Origin of the sequence: Paenibacillus puerhi, from assembly GCF_009846885.1 — a bacterium.
GTDB classification, from domain to species: domain Bacteria; phylum Bacillota; class Bacilli; order Paenibacillales; family NBRC-103111; genus Paenibacillus_G; species Paenibacillus_G puerhi.
On the sequence record NZ_WUWM01000017.1, the window covers coordinates 124,877 to 150,490 of the forward strand.

The window sequence follows — 25,614 nt, forward strand, 5'->3', positions numbered from 1 at the left end:
ATCAGTCGCCCCGACGGCTGTCGCGCCAACGCTCAGACACCTGCCTAGCCGTCCTCCAGCTAAGCCTTTCCGATCCACTCCCTGCGCAGGACAAACATCTCGCGAAGCTCGTCGGTAGACATTTCGGTCACCCAGTTCTCTCCCGTACCGACAATCTGCTCGCTAAGGCCGAGCTTCCGCTCGATCATCTCATCGATACGCTCCTCGAGCGTGCCCAGGGCGACAAATTTATGCACCTGCACGTTACGGGTTTGTCCGATCCGGAATGCCCGATCCGTCGCTTGATTCTCGACAGCCGGATTCCACCAGCGGTCGAAGTGGAAGACGTGATTGGCTGTGGTGAGATTAAGCCCCGTACCTCCCGCCTTGAGGGAAAGAATGAAAATTCCTCCGCCGGAAGGCGTGCCCGCTTTCGCTTCTGACGGAGACGGTATGACGCCTGATTGGCGCATCGCAGACCCGCCTCTCCTCCCTGCGGAATCCGCTGGTGAACTTGCTTGTCTGGACGTCGTCCCGGGTTCCACGGCCAATTCCCCCTGAAAGCTCGCGATCATCTCGTCGCGCTGCTTCTTCGGTACGCCGCCATGCAGGAACAGTACTTTCTCCCCCCGCTCTCGCTCCAGCGCTGCCTTGAGCAGATGGCCCATCTCGACGAACTGGGTGAAGATCAGGCAGCTATCGCCTTCTTCCCGCAGCTCGTCCACCAGCTCCAGCAGCCGCTCCAGCTTGCTGGACCGATCCTCCCAAGCGGCATCCGCCGGCTCCTTCAGAAACAGTGCCGGATGATTGCAAATTTGCTTCAGCTTGGTTAACGTAGCCAGAATCAATCCCTTTTTCTCCATTCCGGCCAAGGCATCGATCCGCTCCAGCATGTCCTGCACCGTATTTTCGTACAAGGTCGCCTGCTCCAGAGTGAGAGGCACATACACCTTGCTTTCCGTCTTATCCGGGAGGTCGAGCTGAATGGCGGGGTCCTTCTTCACCCGGCGCAGCAGGAAGGGCTTGATCAGCCTCTGAACCTGCCCCACCAACTCCTCGTCGCCCCCCTTCTCGATCGGATTGACGTACTTGTGGGTAAAGCTGCCCAGAGTGCCCAAATAACCTGGATTAATGAAATCGAAGATCGACCACAGCTCGGTCAGCCGATTCTCGATCGGCGTTCCCGTGAGCGCAATACGGTGGCGTGCATCAAGCTTTCTTACTGCGGCGGACTGCTTGGTATGCACGTTTTTAATGTTTTGCGCCTCATCCAGCCCGATCACATCCCAGATCACGGTCGAGAGCTCCTCCTCGTCCATCTGGGCCAAGGTATAGGAGGTAAGCACAAGGTCATACCCCTGTACAGCCTGAGCAAATTCATCGCCCTTGACCCGCTGCGGACCATAATGCAAGTACACACGCAAGGAAGGGGCGAACCGCGTAAGCTCCTTCTGCCAGTTGCCCAGCACCGACGTCGGGCAGATAAGCAGTCCCGGAGGCCGGGAGTTCATACCGGTACTTGTCATGCTTGCGGGCCGAACCGCAGCTGACAAAGATTCCTGACCGGGCAGGCGCGGCTTGCTCTCCGGCGCTGTTTGCTGATCCGGGGAGCCTGCTGCTGCGCCGTCGCCCTCCCGAGCCGCAGCCGAAGCTGCCGGATCGGCCTCGTTACCCGAGCCCACGCTTCCGGCGGCTCCGGCTGTCTTAGCCCCCGCTATTTCCACCTTGCGAGGTCGACCCGGTCGTTTCTTAGGACGCGTTGTCTCCGCTTGGCCTTCCTGCACCTGCTGCTCTTGCCTGGCATGAAGCAAGTAGCCGATAAACTGAATGGTCTTCCCAAGCCCCATGTCATCCGCCAGGCAGGCTCCGAGTCCGAACTTGCGCAAGAAGAGCAGCCAAGACAACCCGTCCTGCTGGTAGCTGCGCAGACTAGCCTGCAGACCCTTGGGAGCTTTCAGCACAGGGATGCGGTCCGTATGCTGCAGCTGCCCGATCAGCCCCGCTATATGACTGTTCAGCTCCACCTCGATACGAAGCTGCTTCTCAGCCTCCTCCGGCCCAAGCTCCGATGACAAATCATCGGCAGCTGCTCCGCCTGCAAGCTCGGCTTCCAGCAGATGCAGCTCCATGATCTCGCGGAAAGACAGACTCCCTCCCTGGCCGATCCTCTTCATAGCCTTGCGTACCGCCACGATAAAGGCCGGGTCGAGCTGAATCCAGCGTCCCCGGACATGCATCAGCCGCTTGTTGGCAGCAGCCAGACGAGCAAATTCGACATCTGTGAAATCCGTATTGCCGACCGCCACCTTCCAGTCAAACTGCATGAGCTGATCAATGCCGAGTATACTTCCCGAACCGGACCCGGCCGACCCTTGCAGCTGCGCCTTCAGACGCGGCTGCGTTCTTCGGAGCTCTTCCCACCATGATGGGAGATAAACCTGAAAACCCGCCTGCAGCAGCTTCAAGCTGTCCTCGTCCAAGAACCTCCACGCTTCTTCGTCGGTCAACTGTCCTTTCAATTGGCCTGCTGAGGTGTCCGATCCGCCATTCAGCAGCTCCGGTACGACCAAGATCACCCGCTCCAAATCCGAAGCCAGTTTGCGTTCCAGAGCAGCTTCCCAATGCTTCGGTATCTTCTTGCGGCTGATAACCGCTTCATAAAGCCCCTGCGGCGTTTCGCCTTCCAGCTCCTGCTCGATCAATAGCGCGGGGTCCTGCTTATCCTGCACGATCAAGCTCAGCGACCATACCGCTTCCTCCGGCTCCGTCAACAGCAGCTCTCCCTCATCGCCGCTCCCGAGGAGCCCATCCAACTGCGGCTCGACAAGCTGCAGCGCTACGCGAAACGGAATGTCGTCCTTTTTCCAGCCGACAGTTACGAGCCAGCCTTCCACGTCCAGCGCGGCCGCCGCACTGGATTTTGATGCCGATACCGCATCGCCACCGCCTACCGAAGCTGCCTCAGTACGCTCGACGCCCCCCGCAGCAGCTCCAGCCTCAGCCGATTCAGAATGTCCTCCCGCTTCAACAGCTTCAGCTGTTCCAGCACGCTCCGAAGAAGCAGCAACCGCAACTGCAGCAGCAGCACCACCCGCCCGGCCCCTGCGCCGCTCCGTCCGGGTCCGCTCGTCTCTTGCCGCCTCCGCATCCGCGCGATACCTCCCAAGCATGGGCTCCTGCTCCAGCAGCTCGCTCCAGGCATCCGCAATGTCCGGCTCCTCGGTCAGCAGCTGCTCGACTGACTTGGAAAACCATCCCGTCAGCTCGACTCCCAGGGGCGCCAGCTCCTGATCCAGCCGCACCAACTCCTCTTGAGCCTCCTGAGGCAGCAGCAGCTGCCAGTCCAGTTCTCCTTGCTGCCAGGCAGCAGGATTAGGCCGGTACCAGCCCTTGTCCAGCGCCTGCCGCAACAGCCGGGCCGCCTGCCGGGCCTTCTGCAGCGTCCCGCTCCACTCGACCGGGAGATAGAGCGAGGTCCCCGGCTCGGCCAAATAATCCAGCGCATCGTAAGCAGACAGCCTCAGCGCCTCCGTACGCTCCGGAATTCCCTGCTCCAGCAGTACGCCGTACATCGAACGCTCATGCCACGGAAACAGTCTGGAACGCAAGCTGCTTGCCGCCAGTTGCGCCCCCCGGTCGTCCACATCGGACCATAACGCCCAGCCTCCGTCCGGGAGAGGCTTGCCCTGTATAAGAAAGGTCTGCGTGTCCAACATCTAGGCTTCCCCTTTCGTCAGCTGACCCAATTCCTGCTGCAGAGCGCGGAGCCTTGAATACTTCTCTCGGATATGATTCAGGTACAATTCCCACCGCTCCTTCTGCTTCAGCTTGCCGTACATCGTCCTGAGCTTCTTCATCAGTCTGACAGCCCTTTTATAGGAATCGCGGTTTTTTTCGGCGATCAGCTTCTCGATGCTGTGATGAAACCAGGGCAGCAGCAAGCTTTTCCGCTTCAGCTCAATCGGCTTGTAGTCACTGACACGAAGATCCAAGGGAGTGTAGCCAAACGCCATATGCAAATCTACCCACTCCTGAAACCGCTCCTGACGCATCAGCTGATCCAGATAATAAGGCAGGCTTGCAGGGAGAAGCTGAAGCATAACTCTCTCCCACGCTTCCCTGGCGGCATGCTTGTCCAGCAAATGGCTCCACAGCTCGTAATAGGTCTCGTCAGGCTGACCCCACTTCTCCCGAATCATCGGAGCCAGCTTCTCCAGCCATAGCTGCAGCCTGGCCCACTGGCCCGTATGCTGGAAGCCGAACAGAAACGGATACAACCGTATATGTCCGCGCGACTTCAACTGACTTGCTTTGGCCCAAGCCGCCTCGTCCTGGCCCTCTTCCACGTCGAACAGGATCCGGGCCGTCAGCAGTTGGTCAAACAAGGCCGGGCTCACTTCCTCCTGTCTCGCCGCCCGGCTCAGACGAGCCTTCTCCCGGTCCGTTCTGGCCTCCTCCATAAGCAGCCCGCTCCATATGGAGATATAGATAGGCATCCAGGAAACGAAGCCAGCAGAGAGAGGAAAGGCATGTCGCGCCAAATAATCTGCCGTTGCCTGAAGATGTTCGCTGTACAAGCTCCTTGCTTCCTCCCCATGAAGGGTACGAAGCAAGCGAAGGAGCTGATCATAGGTCTGATTGAAAAGATCGGAAAACAACTGCCGAATGGCATAATAATCGTACCCCAAGGAGTACCGGTACCCCGAGCCCGACAGCTCATCCAGCAGCTTGAAGGTGAACAGCAGTACATGCAGCTCGTACAAGCCCCTGAGCGTCGGATGCCACGCGGAGCTTATAGGGGCCAAACCACCGTAGACGGTATTATAAAAGGTATCGCCCCCGCGTAGAGTGGACAGCCGCTCCGGCGGAAAGCGATGTCTGAAGTAGCTGTGCCACTCTTCTACGCTGGAGGACGCTGCAGGAGCCTGTACCTTTGCCGCCTTAACCGAGGAAGCCGCAATTCCTGCTTTAGGGCTGTCCCAGACGGATTGAGCCCCAGAAGAGACGCTTTCTGACTGGCCCCAAGCACTTCCTCCCGGCTTTAAAATAAGCTGTGAATCGATATCCAGCTCTTCTTCCAGATAAGTGAAAGCAAGCGCCGCGAGATGCTCGCAGTTCCTCTTCAGGCACGTGCATTCACTGTCCCTGAAATCCCCCAGGCTCAAGCTGGGCCGCTCGTAGAAATTCCAGTTCGCTCCGGGCTTTGCAACATGGGCCTCGAGTAACCTTTCATCCGGATTAAGATCATAGTCGATGACCTGGCCCATCGTGTACAGGCGCCAGCCCTTCTGCATCGTAGGGAACGAAAAACAACTGTAAAAAAGCCGGGTCCATTCCTTGACACTGCGCTCCTGCATGCTCGTCTCACCCCTTGGATCACGTTACCTCTAGAATCTGCTCGCTTATTGCAACTCATTACACTATCATATCAGAATTAAAACTGCCGATAAATTCTTCTCTCCCGGACAACGCCAAAAAGCGGCATCCCGAGGGATGCCGCTCTCCAGCCTTGCCGGGGACTAGGCGCAGGGCGCGGATTAGAATCCGCCCATGCCGCCCATACCACCCATGCCGCCCATATCAGGCATAGCAGGCTTATCTTTTTCCGGTTTGTCAGCGATGACAGCTTCGGTCGTCAGGAACATGGAAGCAACGGAAGCAGCGTTTTGCAGGGCGGAACGCGTTACTTTCGCCGGGTCAACGATACCCGCCTCGATCATGTTCACCCACTCGCCCGTAGCAGCGTTGTAGCCGATGCCCGTAGCTTCTTTCTTCAGACGCTCCACGATAACGGAGCCTTCTTGACCGGCGTTGCTCGCGATCGTACGTACAGGCTCTTCCAGAGCGCGCAGAACGATGTTTACGCCCGTTTGCTCGTCGCCTGAAGCATTTACAGCAGTAACCGCTGCATACACGTTCACAAGCGCCGTACCGCCGCCTGCCACGATGCCTTCCTCAACCGCTGCGCGGGTTGCGTTCAGAGCATCTTCGATGCGAAGCTTGCGCTCTTTCAGCTCGGTTTCAGTAGCTGCGCCGACCTTCACGACAGCTACGCCGCCGGACAGCTTAGCCAGACGCTCTTGCAGTTTTTCTTTATCGAACTCGGAAGTCGTTTCTTCCAGTTGAGCGCGGATTTGCGATACGCGGGTGCCGATGTCTTTCTTGTCGCCGGCGCCGTCCACGATGATCGTGTTTTCTTTCGTTACGCGAACTTGACGGGCGGAGCCGAGTTGGTCCGGCTGCGTCGATTTCAGCTCAAGGCCGAGCTCTTCCGTGATGACTTGGCCGCCTGTGAGGGCAGCGATGTCGCCCAGCATAGCTTTGCGGCGATCGCCGAAGCCTGGAGCTTTAACAGCTACGCAAGTGAATGTGCCGCGCAGACGGTTGACAACCAGAGTTGCCAGCGCTTCGCCTTCCACATCTTCTGCGATGATCAGCAATTGCTTGCCGGATTGAACGACTTTCTCGAGAACCGGCAGGATCTCTTGAATGTTCGTAATTTTTTTGTCCGTGATCAGGATAAGCGGGTTATCCAGCACAGCTTCCATCTTGTCCGTATCGGTGATCATGTACGGGGAGATGTAGCCGCGGTCGAACTGCATGCCTTCTACCACTTCAAGCTCGGTAGCGAAGCCCTTGGATTCTTCGACAGTGATAACGCCGTCTTTGCCGACCTTCTCCATAGCTTCAGCAATCAGTTCGCCTACTTCATCGTCAGCTGCGGAGATCGCAGCAACTTGAGCGATGGATTGCTTGCCTTCGATCGGCTTGGCGATGCTGGCCAGTTCCGCTACAGCCGCTTTGACGGCTTTCTCGATACCTTTGCGGATAACCATAGGGTTAGCGCCTGCCGTTACGTTTTTCAGACCTTCGCGGATCATCGCTTGCGCCAGAACCGTAGCCGTCGTCGTACCGTCACCGGCAACGTCGTTCGTTTTGGTCGCTACTTCTTTAACCAGCTGAGCGCCCATGTTTTCGAATGCGTCTTCCAGCTCGATTTCCTTAGCGATCGTTACGCCGTCATTGGTGATCAGCGGGCTGCCGAATTTTTTCTCAAGAACTACGTTGCGGCCTTTAGGACCGAGTGTAACTTTAACGGCATTCGCCAAAGCGTCAACGCCGCGAAGCATCGAACGGCGAGCTTCTTCACTGAATTTAATGTCTTTAGCCATGAATGAACCCTCCCGATTGGATATTGTTTATGTTGAACAACGTTCGGATATTCCTAAGTATGGATGCTGCCCAAGCTTAAGTATGGGGCGGCGAAGTGACTTAAGCCAGAACGGCAAGTACGTCGCTTTCGCGCATGATCAGCAAATCGCGGCCTTCGAACTTCACTTCGGTACCGGCGTATTTGGAGAAAATAACGCGGTCGCCTTCCTTCAATTCGAGCGCTACGCGTTCGCCGTCCTTGAGTGTACCGCTGCCGACTGCTACGACTTTACCTTCTTGCGGCTTTTCCTTCGCCGTGTCAGGCAGTACGATACCGGATGCGGTCGTTTCCTCCTTAGCGATGGCTTCGATAACTACGCGATCACCCAACGGTTTGATCATGAGAAAATGCCTCCTTTAAAATGTGGTACTGAGTTTGGTTTAGCACTCATATGTCTCAAGTGCTAACAACACTATTTATGATAACCACTTCACAATAAATTTGCAAGTGGTTTTACAACTTTTTCATACCTTCCCCATTGTCTCCGCGGCACCTGCCGAATATACCTGTCCCGGGCCGGAATCTGAGTCCCTCCGAGGGGAAAGACAGCTTCGCCGTGAACTCCGGCATTGTTTCCGAAAAACTCCCGGTTTCTCGCGGAAATTCCCGTTGTCCAGATGCCGGACCAGCGAAAAAAGCCTGTCATTCGACAGGCTCCGCCATGCTCTCCTTCTCCCATGCTTCGTCCTGAAGCTGCTGTTTGCGGTAAATGCCCGCTGACAAGTAGACGCTGAACTCGTATAAAATAATCATCGGTACCGCCACGACGATCGCCGATATCGCATCCGGCGGCGTAATCATGGTGGAGATGACGACTAGTATCAAGTAGGCATATCGGCGTACTTTGCGCAGCAGCTTCGGATTGAGCAGCCGTATTTTCGTCAGAAACATCACGACGATCGGCAGCTCGAACACGAGCGCAATCGGCAAAATAATATTGAACATAAAGCTGAAGTATTGAGCTATCCCATAGGTCTCGCTCAGCTCCAGGCTTTTGGCGATGGAGGTCGTAAACAGGAAGGCCATCTGAAACACGATGAAATATCCGAAGGCCAGCCCCAGTATAAACATGATAAAGGCGAAAGGCACGTATAACAAAGAAGCCTTCTGCTCCACTTCGCGCAGTCCCGGCTTCAGAAACGACCACAGCTGGTAAAGAGTAAAGGGGAGCGTAATAAGAAGTCCCGTTACGAGTGCAAAGTTCATATACATCTTAAGCGGATCCCACGGGGAAAAAGCATTCCAGTTAATCTCGCTCGCGGGAGGAACCGACTTCAAAAAGGTGATCAGAGGATTGGCCGTGAATAATCCGATCGCCATCCCCACGATGAGGACGACAGCGATCCAAATAATCCGTTTGCGCAGCTCTGTCAAATGTTCAACTAAGGTCATGCCTTCGTCCTGCAACACGCTCACCTGCCCTTCCTAGTCAGGACCTAATCCGGCAATCTTCGGGGGTTGCTGCGAGATGCCTTCCCCGCTTCGCCGGTACCGCCGGCGCCGGGCGTCCCCAGGTCCGGTAGAGGCGCCACAAGGCCGCCTACCGGGTCAGGTCCCGGCACCGACGCGAGGCTCGGGGCCTCCCCCGCTGCTTGGTCTGCGGATTCGGCATTCACCGCTCCGTCAGGTACAAGCTGCGTTTCTTCAGGGCCCTTCCCGCCCGAGACATCCGGGTCCGGGACAGGGGGGGCCGCTTTCGATTCGGACGCCAGAGCGGCGGACTGCTCCCCGGCAGGAGCCGGAGCGGGACGGCTCTCGGGAGTTACATCCTTGCGCTCCGGCCTCGACGGTTCGTCGTTCAGCAGTTCACGGGCGCCCTGCTTGAACTCACGAATCGTTTTGCCCAAGGTACGGCCAATCTCCGGCAGCTTGGCCGGCCCGAACACGATGAGGGCGACAACCGCTATCAATATAAATTCGGACGTTCCGATGTTGCCTAGCATGCAGCCTCTCAACCCTTCCTGTAAAGTTAGGCTAGCAGCCCTGCAAGCCTCCGTATCCTAGCTCGGTAATATCCTGGCGGACGATGGTCTCGCCGGCGCATATGCGCGGCAGCAGCACATCGAACGAGGTGTACGGATCATGCATGACGCAGCCCGGCAAGCCCATGACAGGCACGCCCTCCAAATACCCGACAAGCAGCATCGAGCCCGGCAGCATCGGAGTTCCATAACTCACAATATCCGTGCCCGCCTGCTTGATCGCACCCGGCGTCCTGTCATCGGGATCGACCGACATCCCGCCCGTAAGCAGGATCAGGTCCGCACGGTCCTCCCGCAGGAATCGCCGGATTTCCGCAATAATCACCGCGCTGTCGTCGGGCGCAAGCCGCTGATCGATGATTTCCGAGCCCAGCGCTTCCACTTTGCTCCTGACGACCGGGCCGAATTTATCGGTAATGCGCCCCTTGAACACTTCGCTTCCCGTCGTAATCAGTCCGACCCGCAAGCGTCGGAACGGCTTAACTCCGATCAGAGGGATGGGCGAAGAAGCCGCAATCTCCTCGGCTTCCGCGATGCGCCGCTCCTCGATCACAAGCGGGATCACCCGGGTGCCCATTAAGGGCTGACCGGGCTTTACGACCGTATTCGAACGGATCGTCGACATGATAACTTGATCCAATCCGTTGATCCGGTCGATCCGTTCCTTATCGATCTTGACCAGTCCGTGGATGGTCGATTTGAGGGTGATTTTGCCTTCATGGGGAGAAGTGAGCTCCACGTTCGCCCAAGGTGCCCCTTGTGCGCCTCGCGCGACTTGGGCGAGCCTCTGGGCGGCTTCGTCTTCATGCAGATAGCCAGACTGAAGCCGAAGCGTATAGATATGCTCCTTGCCGATGCTGAGCAGAGCCGGGATATCCTCCTCTCGGATGACATGGCCTTTTCTGAACAGCCTTCCCTTGAACTCCCCGGGGAGAATCTGCGTAAGGTCATGAGCCAGCACGAGTCCGACCGCCTGCTCGACGGCCACTTCCTCCAGCATGCCCTCAGGCTTCATCCCCATGGCCCCCCTCGCGTCCGGACAAGATAGCCAGCGCATGAGGAAGCTGGTCCATGATGGCGGATAGGTTCTCCGACACGCCCTTGGGACTGCCGGGCAGATTGACGATCAGCGAGCGGCCCCGGATCCCGCAGATGGCCCGGGACAGCATCGCGCGGCGCGTCTTCTGCATGGAATACAGGCGCATGGCCTCAGCAAGACCCGGAACCTGTCTTTCGATAACCTCCAGCGTAGCCTCAGGGGTGACATCGCGTACGGCTAGACCTGTACCGCCTGTTGTCAGAATGAGATCGGCTTTGAAGTAATCGGTCATTTCGATCAAGGCTGCCATGATCTCGTCCTTCTCATCCGGCACGATCCGATACTCGATAATTTCGCCATGCATTTCTTCCTCGATCAATTCCCGAATAACCTGTGCACTAGTGTCTTCCCGTTCTCCGCGCGACCCTCGGTCGCTTGCGGTCAATATCGCCACTTTCCAGCGCATAAAGCCTACTCCTCCCCGATTGAATTCCTATCGTCCTAACCCTCTGGCGTCTGATGCTTATAATCGCCGCTCTTGCCGCCAGATTTGGCCAGCAGCAGCGTCGGTCCGATCTGCATCGACTTCTCAAGCGCTTTGCACATATCATAGACGGTCAGAGCGGCAGCGGATACGGCTGTCAGCGCCTCCATCTCGACACCGGTCTGCCCTTTGGTCCTGACGGTCGCTTCGATATACAGCTCATCGCTGTCGTTATCGCTAAAAACCACATCGACGCCGGTCAGGGATAAAGGATGGCACATCGGAATCCAGTCCGACGTCTTTTTGGCCGCCATCACAGCCGCCACCTGCGCCACGGCCAATACATCGCCCTTGCCGATCCGGCCAAGCCGGATCCGCTCCAGGGTCGACGGCTGCATCGTCACGGTCGTCCGCGCGGTCGCCGAGCGGGATGTTTCCTGCTTCCCCGTGATGTCGACCATATTCGCCCGCCCCTGCTCGTTGAAATGGGTCAGCCGGGGCCCTTCGGCCTGCTGCTGATCGTCCAATCCGTGTCCGGCATCTGTCATCAGATCTCGACGCCTCCTTCCAGAATGCGCCGCTTGTCGGTAACCAGCTCGTTAATCCGGAAGTCGAACAGCCCCATCGGCACCTCGTCAATAATCTGCTCCTCGAACGCAGCCGCGACGATATAAGGCTTAGGCAGGCCTGTCCGTACGTACTGCTGCATGAACCGGTCGTAGAAGCCCCCGCCATAGCCAAGCCGGCCCATCTTCAGATCGAAGGAAAGACCGGGCACGAGCGCCACATCGATCTGCCGGATGTCGAATAGCTGCGGCGCCTTGGCTACGGGCTCGCGGATGCCCCAGGCTCCGCGCTCCAGATCGGCATGAGACTTGATCTCGTACAGCTTGAGCTGCTTATGAGCATGGACGACCTTCGGTACGACAACGCGCCACGGACGCTTCCAGCAAGCCTCTAGTACGGCGGTCACGTCAACCTCAGTTTTGACAGGCATATAAGCGAACAAGGTGGGCTTGCGCCGGACCGAGGGGTCGGGACGCATGATTTCCTCCAGCCTTGCGATCAGCTTGCGGCTGATTTCCTCAGACTTGCGCCGGCGTTCGTCCTCGCCAATATCGGAACGTACCGCCTCGGCTTGCCGCCTCAGTTCAATTTTTTTCTCTTTAATATTCATGGGAACGGCCTCTTTTCACGAAGCGATAAATACTTTGCAGGCAAATAACAAGTTTCCTTTTGCAAATCCATACTCCATTTTCATCAGTTTACAATAAATAATCAATAAAAAAAAGCTTCGCCGGAATCCTCGGCCTTCCCGCTGTCGCGGCGGGAGCGGAAAGACGGCATAGGCGGACACGGCCAACCGGTTGATTAAGCCCCGCGCCAGGTGCGTGCAACAGCGGACGGAACGATGCCGTTTAGAAGTCTTCCGGCAGCGCCCAAGCCCCTGTCCCTCGAGCAAGCCCTTGCGACTATGTCCGGCGGATTATCATCAGCCCGGACTGACCGATCGCCTCCCAAATATTATAGGTAGCGACACGTTTAGGGAGAACCGCGAAACCCTTGGACAAAGCAGCGCGCCCTGCTCCAGCATCTATGCGATTATCGATCGAAATCGAAATATCCTTTCAGTTGTGCTACACTTAGACCATCTACTAGGTGCAGGCTCTCTCGGAACCCGCTGTCGAAGGTTCTGACGGGCTGCACGTCTAACCTTGACGCATCAGGGAGGCTTTTTTATTATGCTTTTGCAAGTTAGCGGCATCGCCAAGAGCTACGGCGTCACCAGCGTGCTCTCTCATATATCGCTGCAGATCGAAGCGCGGGAGCGGATCGGGCTGGTCGGAGTCAACGGGGCCGGCAAGTCTACCCTGCTGCAGATCATCGCAGGCGAGCTGTCTTACGACCAGGGAAATATATTCAAGGCTAAGGAAACGAAGATCGGTTATCTGAAGCAAAATTCGGGACTTTCCTCGGACCGTTCGATATGGAACGAGCTGCTCGGCGTGTTCGCGGGCGTACTAGAGACGGAGCTGGAGCTGCGGCGCTTAGAAGCGCGCATGGCCGATCCCGAGGTGCTGGCGGATGACAAAAAAACCGAGGATACCATGCGCCGCTACGCCGAGCTGTCCGATGCGTTCCGCGCCTCCGGCGGCTACGAGGTCGAGGCCAAGGTCCGCGGCGTGCTGAACGGCATGGGCTTCGGCCACATGGACCCGGCCACTCCCGTACAAGCGCTCAGCGGAGGCCAGAAAACAAGGCTGGCACTGGCCAAAATGCTGCTGGAAGCGCCCGACCTGCTGCTGCTGGATGAGCCTACCAACCATTTGGATATCCCGACATTGACCTGGCTGGAGCAGTATTTGCGCTCCTATCCGGGCGCGATCCTGGTTGTCTCGCATGACCGGTATTTTCTGGATGCTCTGGTCGACGCCATTTACGAGATCGAGCGGACCTCCTCCAAACGGTACACGGGCAATTACTCGCGCTATATCGAGCTGAAGCAGGCGAACTACGAGATCGAGCTCAAGCAATTCGAAAAGCAGCAGGAGGAAATCTCCAAGATGGAGGACTTCGTCCAGCGCAACATTACGCGCGCCTCCACGACCAAGCGGGCCCAAAGCCGGCGCAAGGCCTTGGAGAAAATGGACAGGCTGGACAAGCCGCTCGGCGATCTGAAGCGGGCCAGCTTCTCCTTCGAGGTCGAGGTGCCGAGCGGCCGCGAGGTTCTGGATGTGCGGGGCTTGTCCGTGTCCTACGATGGACGCAACCCGCTCGTGCAGGGCGTCTCGTTCCAGCTTCGCCGCGGCGATACGGCTGCTCTGATCGGCCCGAACGGCATAGGCAAAACAACGCTGCTGCGCACGCTGATCGGCCAGCATAACCAGGACCGGGGCACGTATAACTGGGGCGCGAATGTGAAGATCGCCTACTACGATCAGGAGCAGACCGGCCTGAATCCGAATCATACGGTGCTGGAGGAGGTATGGAATGCGTTCCCCCATCTCGAAGAGGGACGGGTGCGGACCGTGCTTGGCAGCTTTCTGTTCAGCGGCGAGGACGTTTTCAAGAAAATTGCCTCGCTCAGCGGCGGCGAGAAGGCCCGGGTTTCCCTCGCCAAGCTGATGCTGCTCAAAGCGAATGTCCTGATTTTGGACGAGCCTACCAACCATCTCGATTTGTATTCGAAGGAAGTGCTGGAATCGGCCTTGATCGATTATGAGGGCACCCTGCTTTTCATCTCCCATGACCGTTATTTCCTGAACAAAATGGCCGAGAGCATGCTGGAGCTTGCCCCGGACGGAGTCACTTCCTACCTCGGCAACTACGACGATTATGTCGAGAAGAAGCAAGAGCTTGCCGAGATCGAACAGGAGCGGCTCGCCCAGGAGGCAGCCAAGCGCACGACTTCCGGGAACGGACCGGCGAAGGGGACGGACTCGCATGCCGGTGCAGGTGGTCCGAGCGTGCCTGCTAATCCGTACGAATCGACGAAGCTTGCGAAGCGCGAGGAGCGGAGCCGTCAGCGTAAGCTGGAGCAGCTCGAGGCGCAGATTGCGCAACTGGAGACGGACATCTCGGAGCTTGAGGAGGAGCTTGCGCTTCCTGAGGTTTTCAATAATTATGTGATCGTCCAGGAAAAGAATGGGCTGATCGAAAGCAAACGAAGCGAGCTGGCTTCCTGCTATGAGCAGTGGGAGCAGCTGGCGGAATAGAGCTGCAAAAGGGGCTGTCCCAGCGTCATCGAAAGATGATGCTCAGGGACGGCCCCTTTTTATGCAAGAAAGCTAGCCCTGCAGGTCCTGGCAAATCCGGTACCAGTACCCTCTAAGAACATGCGGCGGCAGCGAAAATTCATGTCCGAGCGGTTGGGTCAGGCGGCAAGCACCCGCACTCACCAGCCGGCTTCGCACTCAGCCCCTGCGCGCCCGGCTGCCGTATCGTCTAGCGTCAGCTGCCTCTGCGCCGACAACCCAGCAGCCTAGAGGGAAACCGCGGTACGGATTCGCTGCGTCGCGCCTGCGCTCGTACCGCGGCCCCGTCCCCGCTTTAAGCGCCCCCCTCCTGCAGCCGCAGCAGCAGCAGCGGGACACAGCTGTACACGATCATCGCCGCAGCGGCCACGATGCCCGAGTCATTCAGCGCGAGCGCGGCGAACGAGCCGAGCACATTGGCATAGCAGCCGTGCATCAGGAACGGGTAGCGCCTCTCCCAAGCCCGAAGCCTGCCCTTCGGGCGCAGCACCAGAGCGGCCATCACGAACAGGCCGGTCAGCAGCACCTCGCTCCAGGCGGACACCTGGAGCAAATGCACGTTCATCGCCAGCTTGCGCGTGACCATGGCGCCGATGTGGTCCCAGCGCCCCTGCCGCAGGGACGCGAACGCCCGGCCGATGTGGGTGCTGTGTCCGGCACCCGCATCGGCCCGCAGGCTGCCGCCGCCCGGCTCGGCGGCGGAGGCTATCGCGGCTGCGGCAGAGCCGCTCCCCCCCGCCGGGGCGGGGGGAGCGGCGGCGTTCAGCAGCCACAGCCCTGCCAGCGCGGCGGCCACCGGCACCGCCAGCGCCAGGCTGAGGCGGCGCCAGCGCAGCGGCCCGCCAGCGGCGAGGCGCGCAGCCAGCACGCCGAAGGCGGCGGCCGCCGCCAGCGCGCCGCCGGCATTGGCGCCGACGGCAGGCGCCGCGAGCGCCCCGGCCGTCAGGCTGCCGACGGCCAAGGCGGGCCAGGCCGCGCGCCAGCCGGGCGGCGCAGGGGCGACCGGCGCGGGGCAGGCTGGCGCCAGCTTCGCCGGACCCACCGGACCCAGGCGCCGTTGATTCCGTCGGCGACGGCCGTGCATCAGCTCAAGCCAGGCGCTCAGCCCCAGCAGCGAAGCGCCCAGCAGCACGCCCATGCATTCGTTGCCGATGCCGTAATATCGCGCGCCGATCATCGCATCGTAACCGAGCACTGATCGCTTCATCATAGAGGAGCCGGACCATCCGTCCCCCATAATCAGCAGCGAGACACCGGTCCCGGTGAGCGCCATGATCCATACCAGGGCAGACCGGGGGCCGACGGATATCCGGCTCCCTCGCCAGCCTGCCGCTCCAATAGCCGCTATCAGCACGGATATCAGCATCCAACGCGCGGGACTGCCCCAAGCCCAGCCCATCCCCACCAGGATAGCCGGAGCCCAGAGGATCGACTGCAGCAGCAAGCTTAATCCCCTGAGCCAACCCCGGTTCCAGCCCAGCGCGATCCATATGGCCCCGGCTCCCAGCCCCAGAAGCATGATGGAAATCTCATAAACCGCAAGTCCATATAACAGCGGCGGCCTAAGCCTGTAAATGCCGCTCAGCCTGTCGATCTCCTCCAGCAGCCGCGGCAGCGGCTCCTTGGCTTCCTTCACCGTCTTGGACAAGACGACGCCCGGCTGCCGTGTATTGACTATAGGGAGAAGGCGGCGGATCGGCTGCCCGATCATCCAGCTGGATTCGGCAAGCCCGAACTCCGCCAGTAAAGTCGGGGCTACGTCCACGGCGGCGACGATTCCCTCCCGGTAGGTTGTGGCCGAGCTTAACAGGCCGGGTACCCCCACCGCAGTGCCAACTGCTGGAGCTGACCGATCCGGGTCCCAGCGCAGCACCGGCGTCAGCAGCTTTTTTTTCCGAACCGCATCCGGATTCGGCTCCGGACTAAGAAGCCAGATCACGAATCGTTCCTCGGGCTGCTGCCGGCTCCGTATGACGGAAGCGGATCGGACCTGGGCTACCAGACGGTCAGCCTGGTTCCATGCAGCGTTCAGTCTGGAGCGGAAAGCCTCCTCCCCCTGTTGGCTCCTGCTAGCATAGGCTCGGGAGATCCCGTCGTACTCCCATACATTCAGCGTACCCCTCGGCACATATCCATTCGCCTCCTCCGGGATACGAGACGCCTCAGCCGTCCGGCTCCAGCTGCTCTGCAGCTGCGGGTTCACTTCCCCGAGCCGCGCATATCTGCCGTCGGACACGTTCCCTTGTCCGTCCATCAGCATCAGCGCCGCTGCAAAAGACTTGGCGGGCTTCCCGACTGCGCCTGCGATCGGCGTCTCTTCCAGACGCCAGATCCCGGTCTGGATCCCTGCCCCTTTCAGCAGCTCCCCCAGCTTGCCAGGCGCGGCTTCATATCCTCCCCGTTTATTCCGTGCCCTCAGACGACCTATGCCTGGAATTGTCCAGGAGCTGCGGCCGTCAGCCTCCTCGCTGACTATTCGGCCTGAGACATGCGGTAAACTTAGGCTGGCGAAAGCAGCCGGAGGTTCGGGGCGAACAGCGGACCCCAGTAGCGGGATCGGCCAGAGAAATCCAGGAGGGGCTAACCGCTTTCCATTCCCGGCGTCCGCCTCCTTCGCATCAGCCGGAGAGCCGGCTCCCCACGTAGCGTAGACAGACGCTATCCCTTTGGACGCCAGCCTCACATTCATCGCCCCCGCATCACTATCCCTTGCGAGACTCCGCAAAGCGGGATATGCTGCCAGCCTTTCAGGCTCCAGTTCCAGAAAGGACAAGCCCGGCAGCGAGATCACCGTAACATGGACGATGCTGTCCGTCGAACGGGCCAATGCCTTCGAGCTGCCTACCATTCCCGTCTGACCTGCTCCGGCCGCAAGCTCCTGGCCGCCGGATACATCATCCGAGTGATCCTCGCCATCGAGAAGCTCTTGCGGTCCGCCCTTTGTTACCTCAGGCGAACTTTCTTCGCCTCCGACCGCTCGTTGGGGAGCTATTTCCGCTTTTTCCTCCCGCTGGGCGCTAACCGTTACAGAAGCGTAGGCTCCCTGCACCAGAATCGCTACAAGTCCCAGGCAAATCCATCGTTTTACCGTTAGGCGGTAAAGGGTATAAATAAGATATCCACTGTACATAACTATCCTCATTTCGGGCATCGGGGGACTGACTGCTGCAAGGAAGAAACGCCATATCTTTCATACTTTTCCCAGTTCAAAGGTTAATATCCAGCATGTGTATAACACAAGGGGGAGGATTCCTATATCCACAACCTTATCCCCAGAAAAAAATGTCACTTTCCCTAGAAAAATCGGCATTTTTCAAACCATCCACAGAGTTATGCACATTATCCACAGGTTTTTGTCCAAAAAGTTATTCAGTTATCGGTCTAATAAATGGTTTGTCCGTTTCCTTTATTTTAGGCGCTTTTTTTCAGTTGTCCACATTATACACAAGGGCTGTGGATAACTTTTGTCCACAGCCCTTGCTTGTTTATTGCTTGTATTTTAGGAAGTTCGAACCTCAGCCTCTGTCGATTTCCGAAGCTCCCCGGTCTCCGTTAACCCTTGCTGCTCAAAGTCCCGCGCCGCCTGATTGCAAGCGGCCATGAACGCATGCGCAGCCGCAAGAATGATGTCCCTTTGCGCCGAAACGCCGCGATACGACTGGCCATGAGCGAGTACCGTCACGATCGCTTCTCCGCTCGCCTCTTCTCCCGAGGACAATGAGTACAGCTCCAGGTCGGCAAATTCCGCCTCGAACGGCAATGCCTGCTTAATGCCCGAAACTACAGCTTCCACCGGACCGTCCCCCGTCCCGAAGCACACCTTCTCCTGGCCTGCGGCTTCGTCCCGAATCGTGCATGAGGCGACACGATGTCCCGCATCTCCCGTCACCACCTGAACGGAAGTCAGCGCGAACGGCTCGAGCACCCGGTTCACCGTTGCCCCTACCAGCTCCAGCAGCTGATGGTCATGCACAACCTTCTGCCGGTCAGCCATGTCCTTGAAGGAAGCGTAGAAGCTTTCCATTTGCTCCGCATCGAGCTCAACGCCCAGCTCGCTGACCCGGTGCTTGATCGCATGCCGTCCGGAATGCTTGCCGAGAATAATCATGCTGCGGGGGATGCCCAGCGCCTCGGGGTCCATGATTTCATACGTATTGCGATTTTTCAGCAAACCGTCCTGATGAATGCCCGCTTCATGCTGAAAGGCATTACGGCCGACGATCGGTTTATTGAACGCAATTGGGAAGCTCATCGCGCGGCTGACCATCTGGCTTGTCGCGAAAATATGCTCCGGTTGCACTCCCGTCTCGGCTTGCATCGCGCTTTTTCTCGTCTCCAGCGCCATGACCAGCTCCTCCAGAGAACAGTTCCCTGCGCGCTCCCCGACTCCGTTCACCGTAACCTCTACCTGGCTGACCCCAGCCTGGATCGCCGCCAGACTGTTCGCTACCGCCAGGCCCAGATCGTTGTGACAGTGAGCACTGAACTTGACCCGATCTGAGCCGCGGACGTTCTGCATCACGCGAGTAAACATGGCGCCGTATTCCTCCGGCAGCGCGTAGCCGACCGTATCCGGTATGTTGATAATCGTAGCCCCTTCCTCGATGACGGCCTCGATCACCTCAAACAGAAATTCATCACCGGTCCGCGTGGCATCCATCGGGGAAAACTCGAACTCGTCGACAAACTGTCTGCCGTAAGCTACCATTTCCCGGGCCAGCGCCACGACCTGCTCGCGAGATTTTTTCAGTTGGAAATCCAAATGAATGTTCGACGAGGAGAGGAACATATGCAGCCTGCGCCGGCCTGCGTCCTGCGTCGCCTTCACCGCCGCATCGATATCGGCCTTGACCGCGCGGGCGAAGCCGCAAATCTCTATGTTCTGCAGCTCGCGGGAAATCTGCTGAACGGCGGCAAAGTCGCCGGGACTGGAGATTGGAAAGCCCGGCTCGATCACATCCACGCCCAGCTTCGCGAGCTGTCGGGCAATAACGATCTTCTGGGCAGGCGTCAAGGTTGCGCCCGGCGCCTGCTCGCCGTCCCTCAGCGTCGTATCGAAAATCGTGATGGGTCTGTAGACTTTAGCTTGATTTTGTGCTTGTTCCATAATGAACAATCCTCCTCGAATTGGGTTTGCATTCTATTCTGATCGCATGTCGCATCCTATTTTCGCTAACAAAAAAAGCCCGCCTCTCTTGGAATAAGAGACGACAGGCTGATTCAGGCCAATGCCGCGGTACCACTCTTCTTGGATTCGCACTCTTAACAGTCGTGCACTACTGTCGTGAGGCCAATCCCGCTTGAACGTTGATGACGGAGACTGCTCCGTCGGAATCTGGGTCATAGGTCGTGATCGCCCGCCAGAATTACTCTGGCCTTTCGAACTTCGCGTGTATGCTCCGTCAATTCCGCCGCTCCCGGGCGAGCTTCAGACGATTCCCCTGCTGCGTCGCACCACCCCGCAGCTCTCTGTCCAGGCGAATATCGCTTACTGTTCCCGTTCTTAGCGTTTACTCTATGCAGTTGTCGAGCGAGGCGGCCGCAGAACATCAAAAAAGCCCGCCGTCTCTTGGATAAGAGACGACAGGCTGTTCCCATCGCGGTACCACTCTTGTTGACTCTGTTCTTATCCGCCGCAAGGGCTAGAACAAAGTCCGCTCAAGGCCTGATCACGGTAGCGAACCGTCCAAACCTGCTGTCCTCGTAACACGTGCAGCGCTGCGCGCAGGACCATCAGTCTGGCCGCTCCCGGGTGAGCTTCGCCGCTTTCCCTATACTGCGTCGCACCATGCCGCAGCTCTCTGAATAGGTTGCCGGTTACTGTTCCCGTTCGTTGCGTTTTGATTTGTTAGTTATTATATGTCGGGCAATTGGAAATGTCAACAGACTAGTTATCGGACTTGTTGTCGCAGAATGACTGGACGCAAGTTGGCTCGAGGCAAGCTGCCTGGAGACAATTGAGTTTCCTCTATTCCACTTTTATAAGTGAAAATTTCGATTCTCGCCACATCTTCCTCTTCTCCGCTTGCCACGATCTTGAACGAACGGTTCGCGTTGGCTTCCCCGGGCGTGAAGATAGACCGAATACCGCTTCGTGCCGCCGGATTCCAGTAAACCGCTTCGCCTGTTGCCTCGTCTATAACGGCCAGGCTAATGGTTGGCGAAACGTCCGTCGTTTCTTTGACATCGAGAGCTAAGGTTTCTCCGCTTGGGATGACAAAGGCTTTTCCGAGCTGAACTCCCTCAGAACCGTCCGTTATTCGGTCACTTACAGATCCCGGGAGCTTCACGCTGTTATTGAAAATATCCGTAATTTTCGCTTTCTTGTCATAGGCCGTTAGCTGCTTGTAGCCGGTAATATCGTCGTTTGGATTTTGAGATAGATGGAATGTAAATTCCTTGGGGGATAGGATTTCATCAATCACATAAACTCCCCGCCGGATAAGCTCGTCGATAAACGCTGTGTGATCATAATTAAATCTCTTGCTCGCGTATTTCAGTTCAAATTCAATTTGGTTCGTAACCATTTTTTTAATGACGTTATCGTCTTTATAGGCTGCTGCCTGCTCGGCGAAAGCGACAGTTACCGTCCGATCCTGCACGGAAAAGGTTTGCTTGATCATGCCGGCAACGGATGCGTCGTTTTTGTCCTTCCACCGGATGCCGACCTTGTAGGAAGGTTCTGCGCGGTTAAAGGAATCAAGCTTCAGCCCATATTCATCGATATACAGATCTGCAGCAAAAACGCCCATTCCGGTTTGTCCCAGTGCGGATTGTATATTTTCTTCCAGCGTATCTTTTACATTGTAGTAGGTCTTTATTCCTCCGCTGTACTCCGTTATCGGTTGGGGCGCTTTCGCAAATACCACGGAAGATGAGAAAAGGGATACGACCATGATCATGAAGGCGGTCACGATACCGGCGAGCGCCTGACCTCTGCCTTTATTCCGGCTCATAATCAGCTTAAATCTTCGGTACAGCTGCTTCTTCGGCTGACCCAGGCCGCTGTTGAAGGCTGGAGAAGCCTGGGAAGCAAAATGCAGTATCATTTCGCTATAACGCTTCTTGTCCGTGGGCTCCATCGTTTTGGACAACGCCTCATCCACGGAGTATTCGCAGGCCTCGCTTATATTGGCCAAAGCCAAATAAGATAGCGGATTGAACCAGTGCAGGCAGTTCACGAGCACCGCAAATAGCTTGAGCCAAGCGTCCTTCTGCTTGTGATGAATCAATTCATGCTTTAACGCAAGCTCGTAATCCTCCATGCTCATGCGCGTCATGGGAAATACAATGTGGGGCTTAAAGAATCCGATCAGCATAGGCGAGTGCACGTTATGGCTGGCCAGCACATTCAGACCTCCCGCCTTGTCGATAAGGATGCCTTGAAGCGCCTTGCGCTTGAATCGGAAGTAAGTGAAGAAGTAAAGGCACAGCATGGCGACAAAACCGCTGACCCAGATCCCAAGGATCCAAGCTTCGGCAGATAGAACGAGAGAAGGGCCAGTTTCGGCCGCCCGGCGCCCTTCGCCGGAAGGTACAGGCGGCCCCAGGGCTTTCGTCTCTTCGGCAGCGGCCGGATTGGCGGTAACTGAAGCTACACCGGGTTCCGGAATCAGGGAGTGAGGATAAAGGGTAGGCACCTGGACATGGAGCGGCACAAGGAACAGCAGCAAGGCCGACACACAGACGTAATAATACGAGCGTCCGCCGCAGGCTGAGGCAAGCTTCGTTTTAAGAAGTATGAGACCAAGGCTGGCGATACTGCCGGCCAGGGACGTCATTAGCAGCCATTTAATCACGAGAATCGGCCTCCCGATTAATGAATTCACGGAGCTCGTCGATATCCTTTTTAGTCAGATTCTCGTCCTGGAACAAGGCACTGATCAGACTTTTGGCAGAGCCGTTATGAATGGAACGTACAAAGCTCTGAGTTTGGATTTTTTGGTATTCATGCTCGCTTATGGCCGCCCAATATTCATGAGCGTGGGAGCGTCCGAGCTTGACGGAGTGCAGAGCTCCCTTGTCTATCAATCTTCCAGCCAAGGTGAGAAGCGTCGTAATTTTTTTGTCGGGCAATTGCTCAGCGATTTCCTTGGTCGTCATCTTTTTTCCGCTATTCCATACGACTTGCATAATCTCCATTTCCGCTTTGGTAATTTGCATAAGGACCATTCCCTTCCCTTCGTTTCTACAAGTCGTTTTTCATTATACGTATTGTAGAACCGAAAGGCAATAAAAAAAGCCCCGATGCCCGAACATGCCGGACACCGAAGCCTTGAGAACATGAGAATATGCACAGAAGTCGAACCATTTTGAAGAAAACCAGGCGTTCGCCTCAACCTTACTCCGCAATAAAGATGTAGCGCAGCACGATCAGCACCGCGAGCACCCACATCAGCCAGTGTACCTTGTACTTGCCCTTGCCGCCGAGACGGGCAGCCGTCGCCAGAACGACATAGCTCACGATACCGAACGAAATACCGTTGGCGATATTGTAAGTAAACGGCATGAACGCTACGATGAAAAACGCCGGGATGCCGTACACCAGATCCGAAAAGTCAATCTCCTTCACCGACTGCATCATTAGCACGCCGACTACGACCAGAGCCGCCGCCGTAGCTGCACCTGGAACGAGCGCCGCCAGAGGCGCGAGGAAGATCGCAAGCAGGAAGCAAACGCCGGTCGTAACCGCCGTCAAGCCCGTGCGTCCGCCCTCTGCAATACCGGCGGAGCTTTCGACGAATGCCGTTACCGTGCTTGTCCCAAGCATAGCGCCGCCGCTGACGCCGATCGCGTCAACCATCATCGCTTTACCGACGCGCTTGCGGCCTTCGGCTTCATTTTTCATCAGACCGGCACGGTTTGCCGTACCGACCAGCGTACCGAACGTATCGAATAATTCAACGAATGTGAACGTAAGCACGACGGAAATGATCCCCGCATTCAACACGCCGGCAAAGTCGAATTCCATAAAGGCCAGCTTGCTCAGATCCGGTATCCAGGTCGTCTGATTGCTGGTCAAATTCGCCAGATTGACGACCGGTGAGCCGTCCGGGTTATTCATGAAGATGCCGACCAGCGTCGTCAGCAAAATACCGAACAGAATCGCGCCGCGCACGCGCAGCACCATCAGAATCGAGATAAACGCCAGGCCGATTACGGTCAAGAGTACATTCACATTATGCATACTGCCGATATGGAACACCGTTTCGAACGAAAGCAGGTCCGTATACTTGCCCTTCGGCACATCATTGGCAAGTTCCACCGCAACCGTCAGCAGGCCGCTGTTCTTCAGACCGATGATGGTGATAAACAACCCGATCCCGACGGTAATCGCGTGTTTCAAGCTGTCCGGTACGGCGACGATCAGCATTTGCCGAATCTTGGTCACCGTCAGCAGGATAAAGATGATCCCCGAAATAAATACGGCGGTTAACGCCATTTGATACGTAAATGACCCGTTGGAAGCCAGGATCACCGTTGCAAAATAAGCATTCAAGCCCATCCCCGGCGCGAGCGCCACAGGAAAGTTGACAAACAGACCCATACAGATCGTCACGACGCCTGCCGCGATAGCTGTAGCCAGAAACACGGCCGTCCAGTCCATGCCGGTGGCACCCGAGCCGAATGCGCTGAGAATGTTCGGATTGACGGCCAAAATATACGCCATCGTCATGAACGTGGTCAGGCCGGCCATCACTTCGGTCCGCACCGTCGTGCCATGCTCCTTCAGCTTAAAAAAACGATCCATTTTTCCAAAATCCCCCTCGATAAGAGTGTTTTCAGAACAACGACGAAGAACCCGAGTACCTGACGGTCCGGGCTCACGAGAAACCACGCTCTGCGGACTTTCCGCGAAGCGTGTCTTCTTGTTCGTAGCCAGATCATTTACGGTGATCTCGTAGAGACTTCCAGGCCCATTCCCGGAATTATACGAAACGGTTATTCCTTGTTTTTGCTTCCTTCATTCTAAAAGCGGCGAAACCCATTGTCAATGCATTTTCCGAACATTAAACAAGTTTTTTATTTATTCGTTCGGATAACTAACGTTTTTTTCCAGTATAAAAAGAACCCCTCCTGGGTATAGCCATAGATGGGTTCTTTTGGTTAATTATTATGCCCTTAACTTCCATACTAACAGACTAATCAAAGTAGTTACCCATGAAATGAGACCAAATATCCTATATAAGATGAACTCAAAATTTGAATAACCGCCAAATCGGGTAATAGGGAGTAACTATTCCAAAAAGGGCGGGAAACAAAATGAGCATGCAAGAAGAATGGAACACAATTACAGCTGCAATGAAGGAGACGAATTCTACACGATTCTACGAACGGTGTCTTGCCATACGCCTGCATTTGGAAGGACGTACCTTTACAGAGATTGCCTCGATTTTGGGACGGACGTATCAGACGATTAGCACCTATTGGAAAGCTTACCAAGAAGACGGTCTTGCTGGTCTGGAGCTGGATCATGCACCTGGTGGCCCGAAAAAATTAACCGATGAGCAGGAAAGAAAATTGGCTGATACGATCAAGAACAAACGACCTGCCGATGTGGGTTTTGAAGCGAGGTTCACCTGGACTTTAAAAACGATTGCCATGTGGATTAAACGAGAGTTTGGTGAAACGTTCACTGAACGTGGCGTCTCAAAAATGCTCGAACGTTTAGGGTTCAGCTACACCAAAGCGACTTACACACTTACACGCGCTAGTGCCGAAGAACAGGAGCATTTTCGCGAAGAAACATTACCAGAACTCAAAGAACAGCTGAAATCAGGAGAAATTCAACATCTATTATTTGAAGATGAGTCCATGATACGCGCCTATCTGGCTCTGCAATATAACTGGTTCTTGAAAGGACAGCAGCGTAAGATCCCAACGTATGGACGACATGAAGGGGCTAAATTATTCGCGGCCATCCATTATGAAACAGGGTATGTTACCCATCGGGAAGAAGAGCAGCAGGACGCTGCAGCATTTCAACGGTTCCTGGTTGATATTTTAACCAAATATCCGGAAGGCAAGATTGTTGTTGTATTAGATAATTCACGGGTGTTTTTTGCAAGCGAAAAATGCTTAAACTTGCTGCCAAAAATGCCGAGACCGCTTGCCAGATGAATGGTCACTGCGGAATTCGCTCCATCGCTTGCTTGAGCCGG

The 25,614-nt window shown here is 56.6% G+C and carries 17 protein-coding genes, 1 riboswitch and 1 other annotated feature; of the genes, 2 read left to right on the top strand and 15 right to left on the bottom strand.

All coding sequences use genetic code 11. From position 1 onward, the window contains the following. Nucleotides 1-59: 59 nt before the first annotated feature. From GSF01_RS29700 to GSF01_RS16780, 10 genes are all read right to left on the bottom strand, one after another. The gene (locus GSF01_RS29700; protein ID WP_159885975.1) at nt 60-3,695 is read right to left on the bottom strand and encodes a DEAD/DEAH box helicase; all 3,636 of its coding nucleotides are present in this window, start codon (nt 3,693-3,695) and stop codon (nt 60-62) included. After that, on the bottom strand, nt 3,696-5,336 hold the full coding sequence (locus GSF01_RS16740) for a hypothetical protein (protein ID WP_159885977.1): 1,641 nt from the start codon (nt 5,334-5,336) through the stop codon (nt 3,696-3,698). Nucleotides 5,337-5,516: 180 nt separating this feature from the next. After that, entirely contained in the window at nt 5,517-7,151 is a 1,635-nt protein-coding gene (gene groL, locus GSF01_RS16745; protein WP_159885979.1) for a chaperonin GroEL, read from the bottom strand. Nucleotides 7,152-7,251: 100 nt separating this feature from the next. Continuing rightward, nucleotides 7,252-7,533, bottom strand: coding sequence for a co-chaperone GroES (groES, locus tag GSF01_RS16750; protein WP_159885981.1), 282 nt, complete (start codon nt 7,531-7,533; stop codon nt 7,252-7,254). A 301-nt stretch (nt 7,534-7,834) separates the two neighbouring features. Beyond that, complete coding sequence (tatC, locus tag GSF01_RS16755) at nt 7,835-8,584, bottom strand: twin-arginine translocase subunit TatC (protein WP_159886027.1); 750 nt, start codon at nt 8,582-8,584, stop codon at nt 7,835-7,837. Between the two features lie 44 nt (nt 8,585-8,628). Next, nucleotides 8,629-9,135 carry a twin-arginine translocase TatA/TatE family subunit gene (tatA, locus tag GSF01_RS30195; RefSeq protein ID WP_159885983.1) on the bottom strand — a complete coding sequence of 169 codons (507 nt, stop codon included), beginning with the start codon at nt 9,133-9,135 and terminating at the stop codon, nt 8,629-8,631. Between the two features lie 31 nt (nt 9,136-9,166). Continuing rightward, the gene (locus GSF01_RS16765) at nt 9,167-10,189 is read right to left on the bottom strand and encodes a molybdopterin-binding protein (protein ID WP_159885985.1); all 1,023 of its coding nucleotides are present in this window, start codon (nt 10,187-10,189) and stop codon (nt 9,167-9,169) included. Beyond that, complete coding sequence (locus GSF01_RS16770) at nt 10,179-10,679, bottom strand: MogA/MoaB family molybdenum cofactor biosynthesis protein (protein ID WP_159885987.1); 501 nt, start codon at nt 10,677-10,679, stop codon at nt 10,179-10,181. The genes GSF01_RS16765 and GSF01_RS16770 overlap by 11 nt, the downstream gene beginning before the upstream one ends. A 35-nt stretch (nt 10,680-10,714) precedes the next feature. Further along, nucleotides 10,715-11,245, bottom strand: coding sequence for a cyclic pyranopterin monophosphate synthase MoaC (gene moaC, locus GSF01_RS16775; protein ID WP_159885989.1), 531 nt, complete (start codon nt 11,243-11,245; stop codon nt 10,715-10,717). Further along, nucleotides 11,245-11,874 carry a 5-formyltetrahydrofolate cyclo-ligase gene (locus tag GSF01_RS16780; RefSeq protein WP_159885991.1) on the bottom strand — a complete coding sequence of 210 codons (630 nt, stop codon included), beginning with the start codon at nt 11,872-11,874 and terminating at the stop codon, nt 11,245-11,247. Before GSF01_RS16780 ends, moaC begins: the two co-directional genes overlap by 1 nt. A 565-nt stretch (nt 11,875-12,439) precedes the next feature. Between GSF01_RS16780 and GSF01_RS16785 the strand changes: the two genes are divergently transcribed. After that, entirely contained in the window at nt 12,440-14,413 is a 1,974-nt protein-coding gene (locus GSF01_RS16785; protein WP_159885993.1) for an ABC transporter ATP-binding protein, read from the top strand. 334 nt (nt 14,414-14,747) lie between these two features. On the opposite strand, the gene GSF01_RS16790 is transcribed toward GSF01_RS16785, so the two are convergent. The 5 genes from GSF01_RS16790 to GSF01_RS16810 all read right to left on the bottom strand — a co-directional run bounded on the left by GSF01_RS16790 (nt 14,748) and on the right by GSF01_RS16810 (nt 24,203). Then, a complete protein-coding gene (locus GSF01_RS16790; protein WP_159885995.1) occupies nt 14,748-17,582 on the bottom strand; it encodes a hypothetical protein in 2,835 nt (944 codons plus the stop codon). A 369-nt stretch (nt 17,583-17,951) separates the two neighbouring features. Continuing rightward, nucleotides 17,952-19,559 carry a 2-isopropylmalate synthase gene (locus GSF01_RS16795; RefSeq protein ID WP_159885997.1) on the bottom strand — a complete coding sequence of 536 codons (1,608 nt, stop codon included), beginning with the start codon at nt 19,557-19,559 and terminating at the stop codon, nt 17,952-17,954. 466 nt (nt 19,560-20,025) lie between these two features. After that, nucleotides 20,026-20,295 (bottom strand) — a binding site (T-box leader). A gap of 48 nt (nt 20,296-20,343) precedes the next feature. Beyond that, nucleotides 20,344-22,251, bottom strand: a complete 1,908-nt coding sequence (locus GSF01_RS16800; RefSeq protein WP_159885999.1) for a M56 family metallopeptidase — start codon at nt 22,249-22,251, stop codon at nt 20,344-20,346. Beyond that, nucleotides 22,244-22,615, bottom strand: a complete 372-nt coding sequence (locus GSF01_RS16805) for a BlaI/MecI/CopY family transcriptional regulator (protein WP_159886001.1) — start codon at nt 22,613-22,615, stop codon at nt 22,244-22,246. Before GSF01_RS16805 ends, GSF01_RS16800 begins: the two co-directional genes overlap by 8 nt. Before the next feature lie 178 nt (nt 22,616-22,793). Beyond that, the gene (locus tag GSF01_RS16810) at nt 22,794-24,203 is read right to left on the bottom strand and encodes an NCS2 family permease (protein ID WP_159886003.1); all 1,410 of its coding nucleotides are present in this window, start codon (nt 24,201-24,203) and stop codon (nt 22,794-22,796) included. A gap of 105 nt (nt 24,204-24,308) precedes the next feature. Further along, nucleotides 24,309-24,409, bottom strand: a riboswitch (purine riboswitch). 306 nt (nt 24,410-24,715) lie between these two features. On the opposite strand from GSF01_RS16810, the gene GSF01_RS16815 reads away from it, so the two are divergent. Next, nucleotides 24,716-25,573, top strand: a complete 858-nt coding sequence (locus GSF01_RS16815; RefSeq protein WP_159886005.1) for an IS630 family transposase — start codon at nt 24,716-24,718, stop codon at nt 25,571-25,573. Nucleotides 25,574-25,614 lie beyond the last annotated feature (41 nt).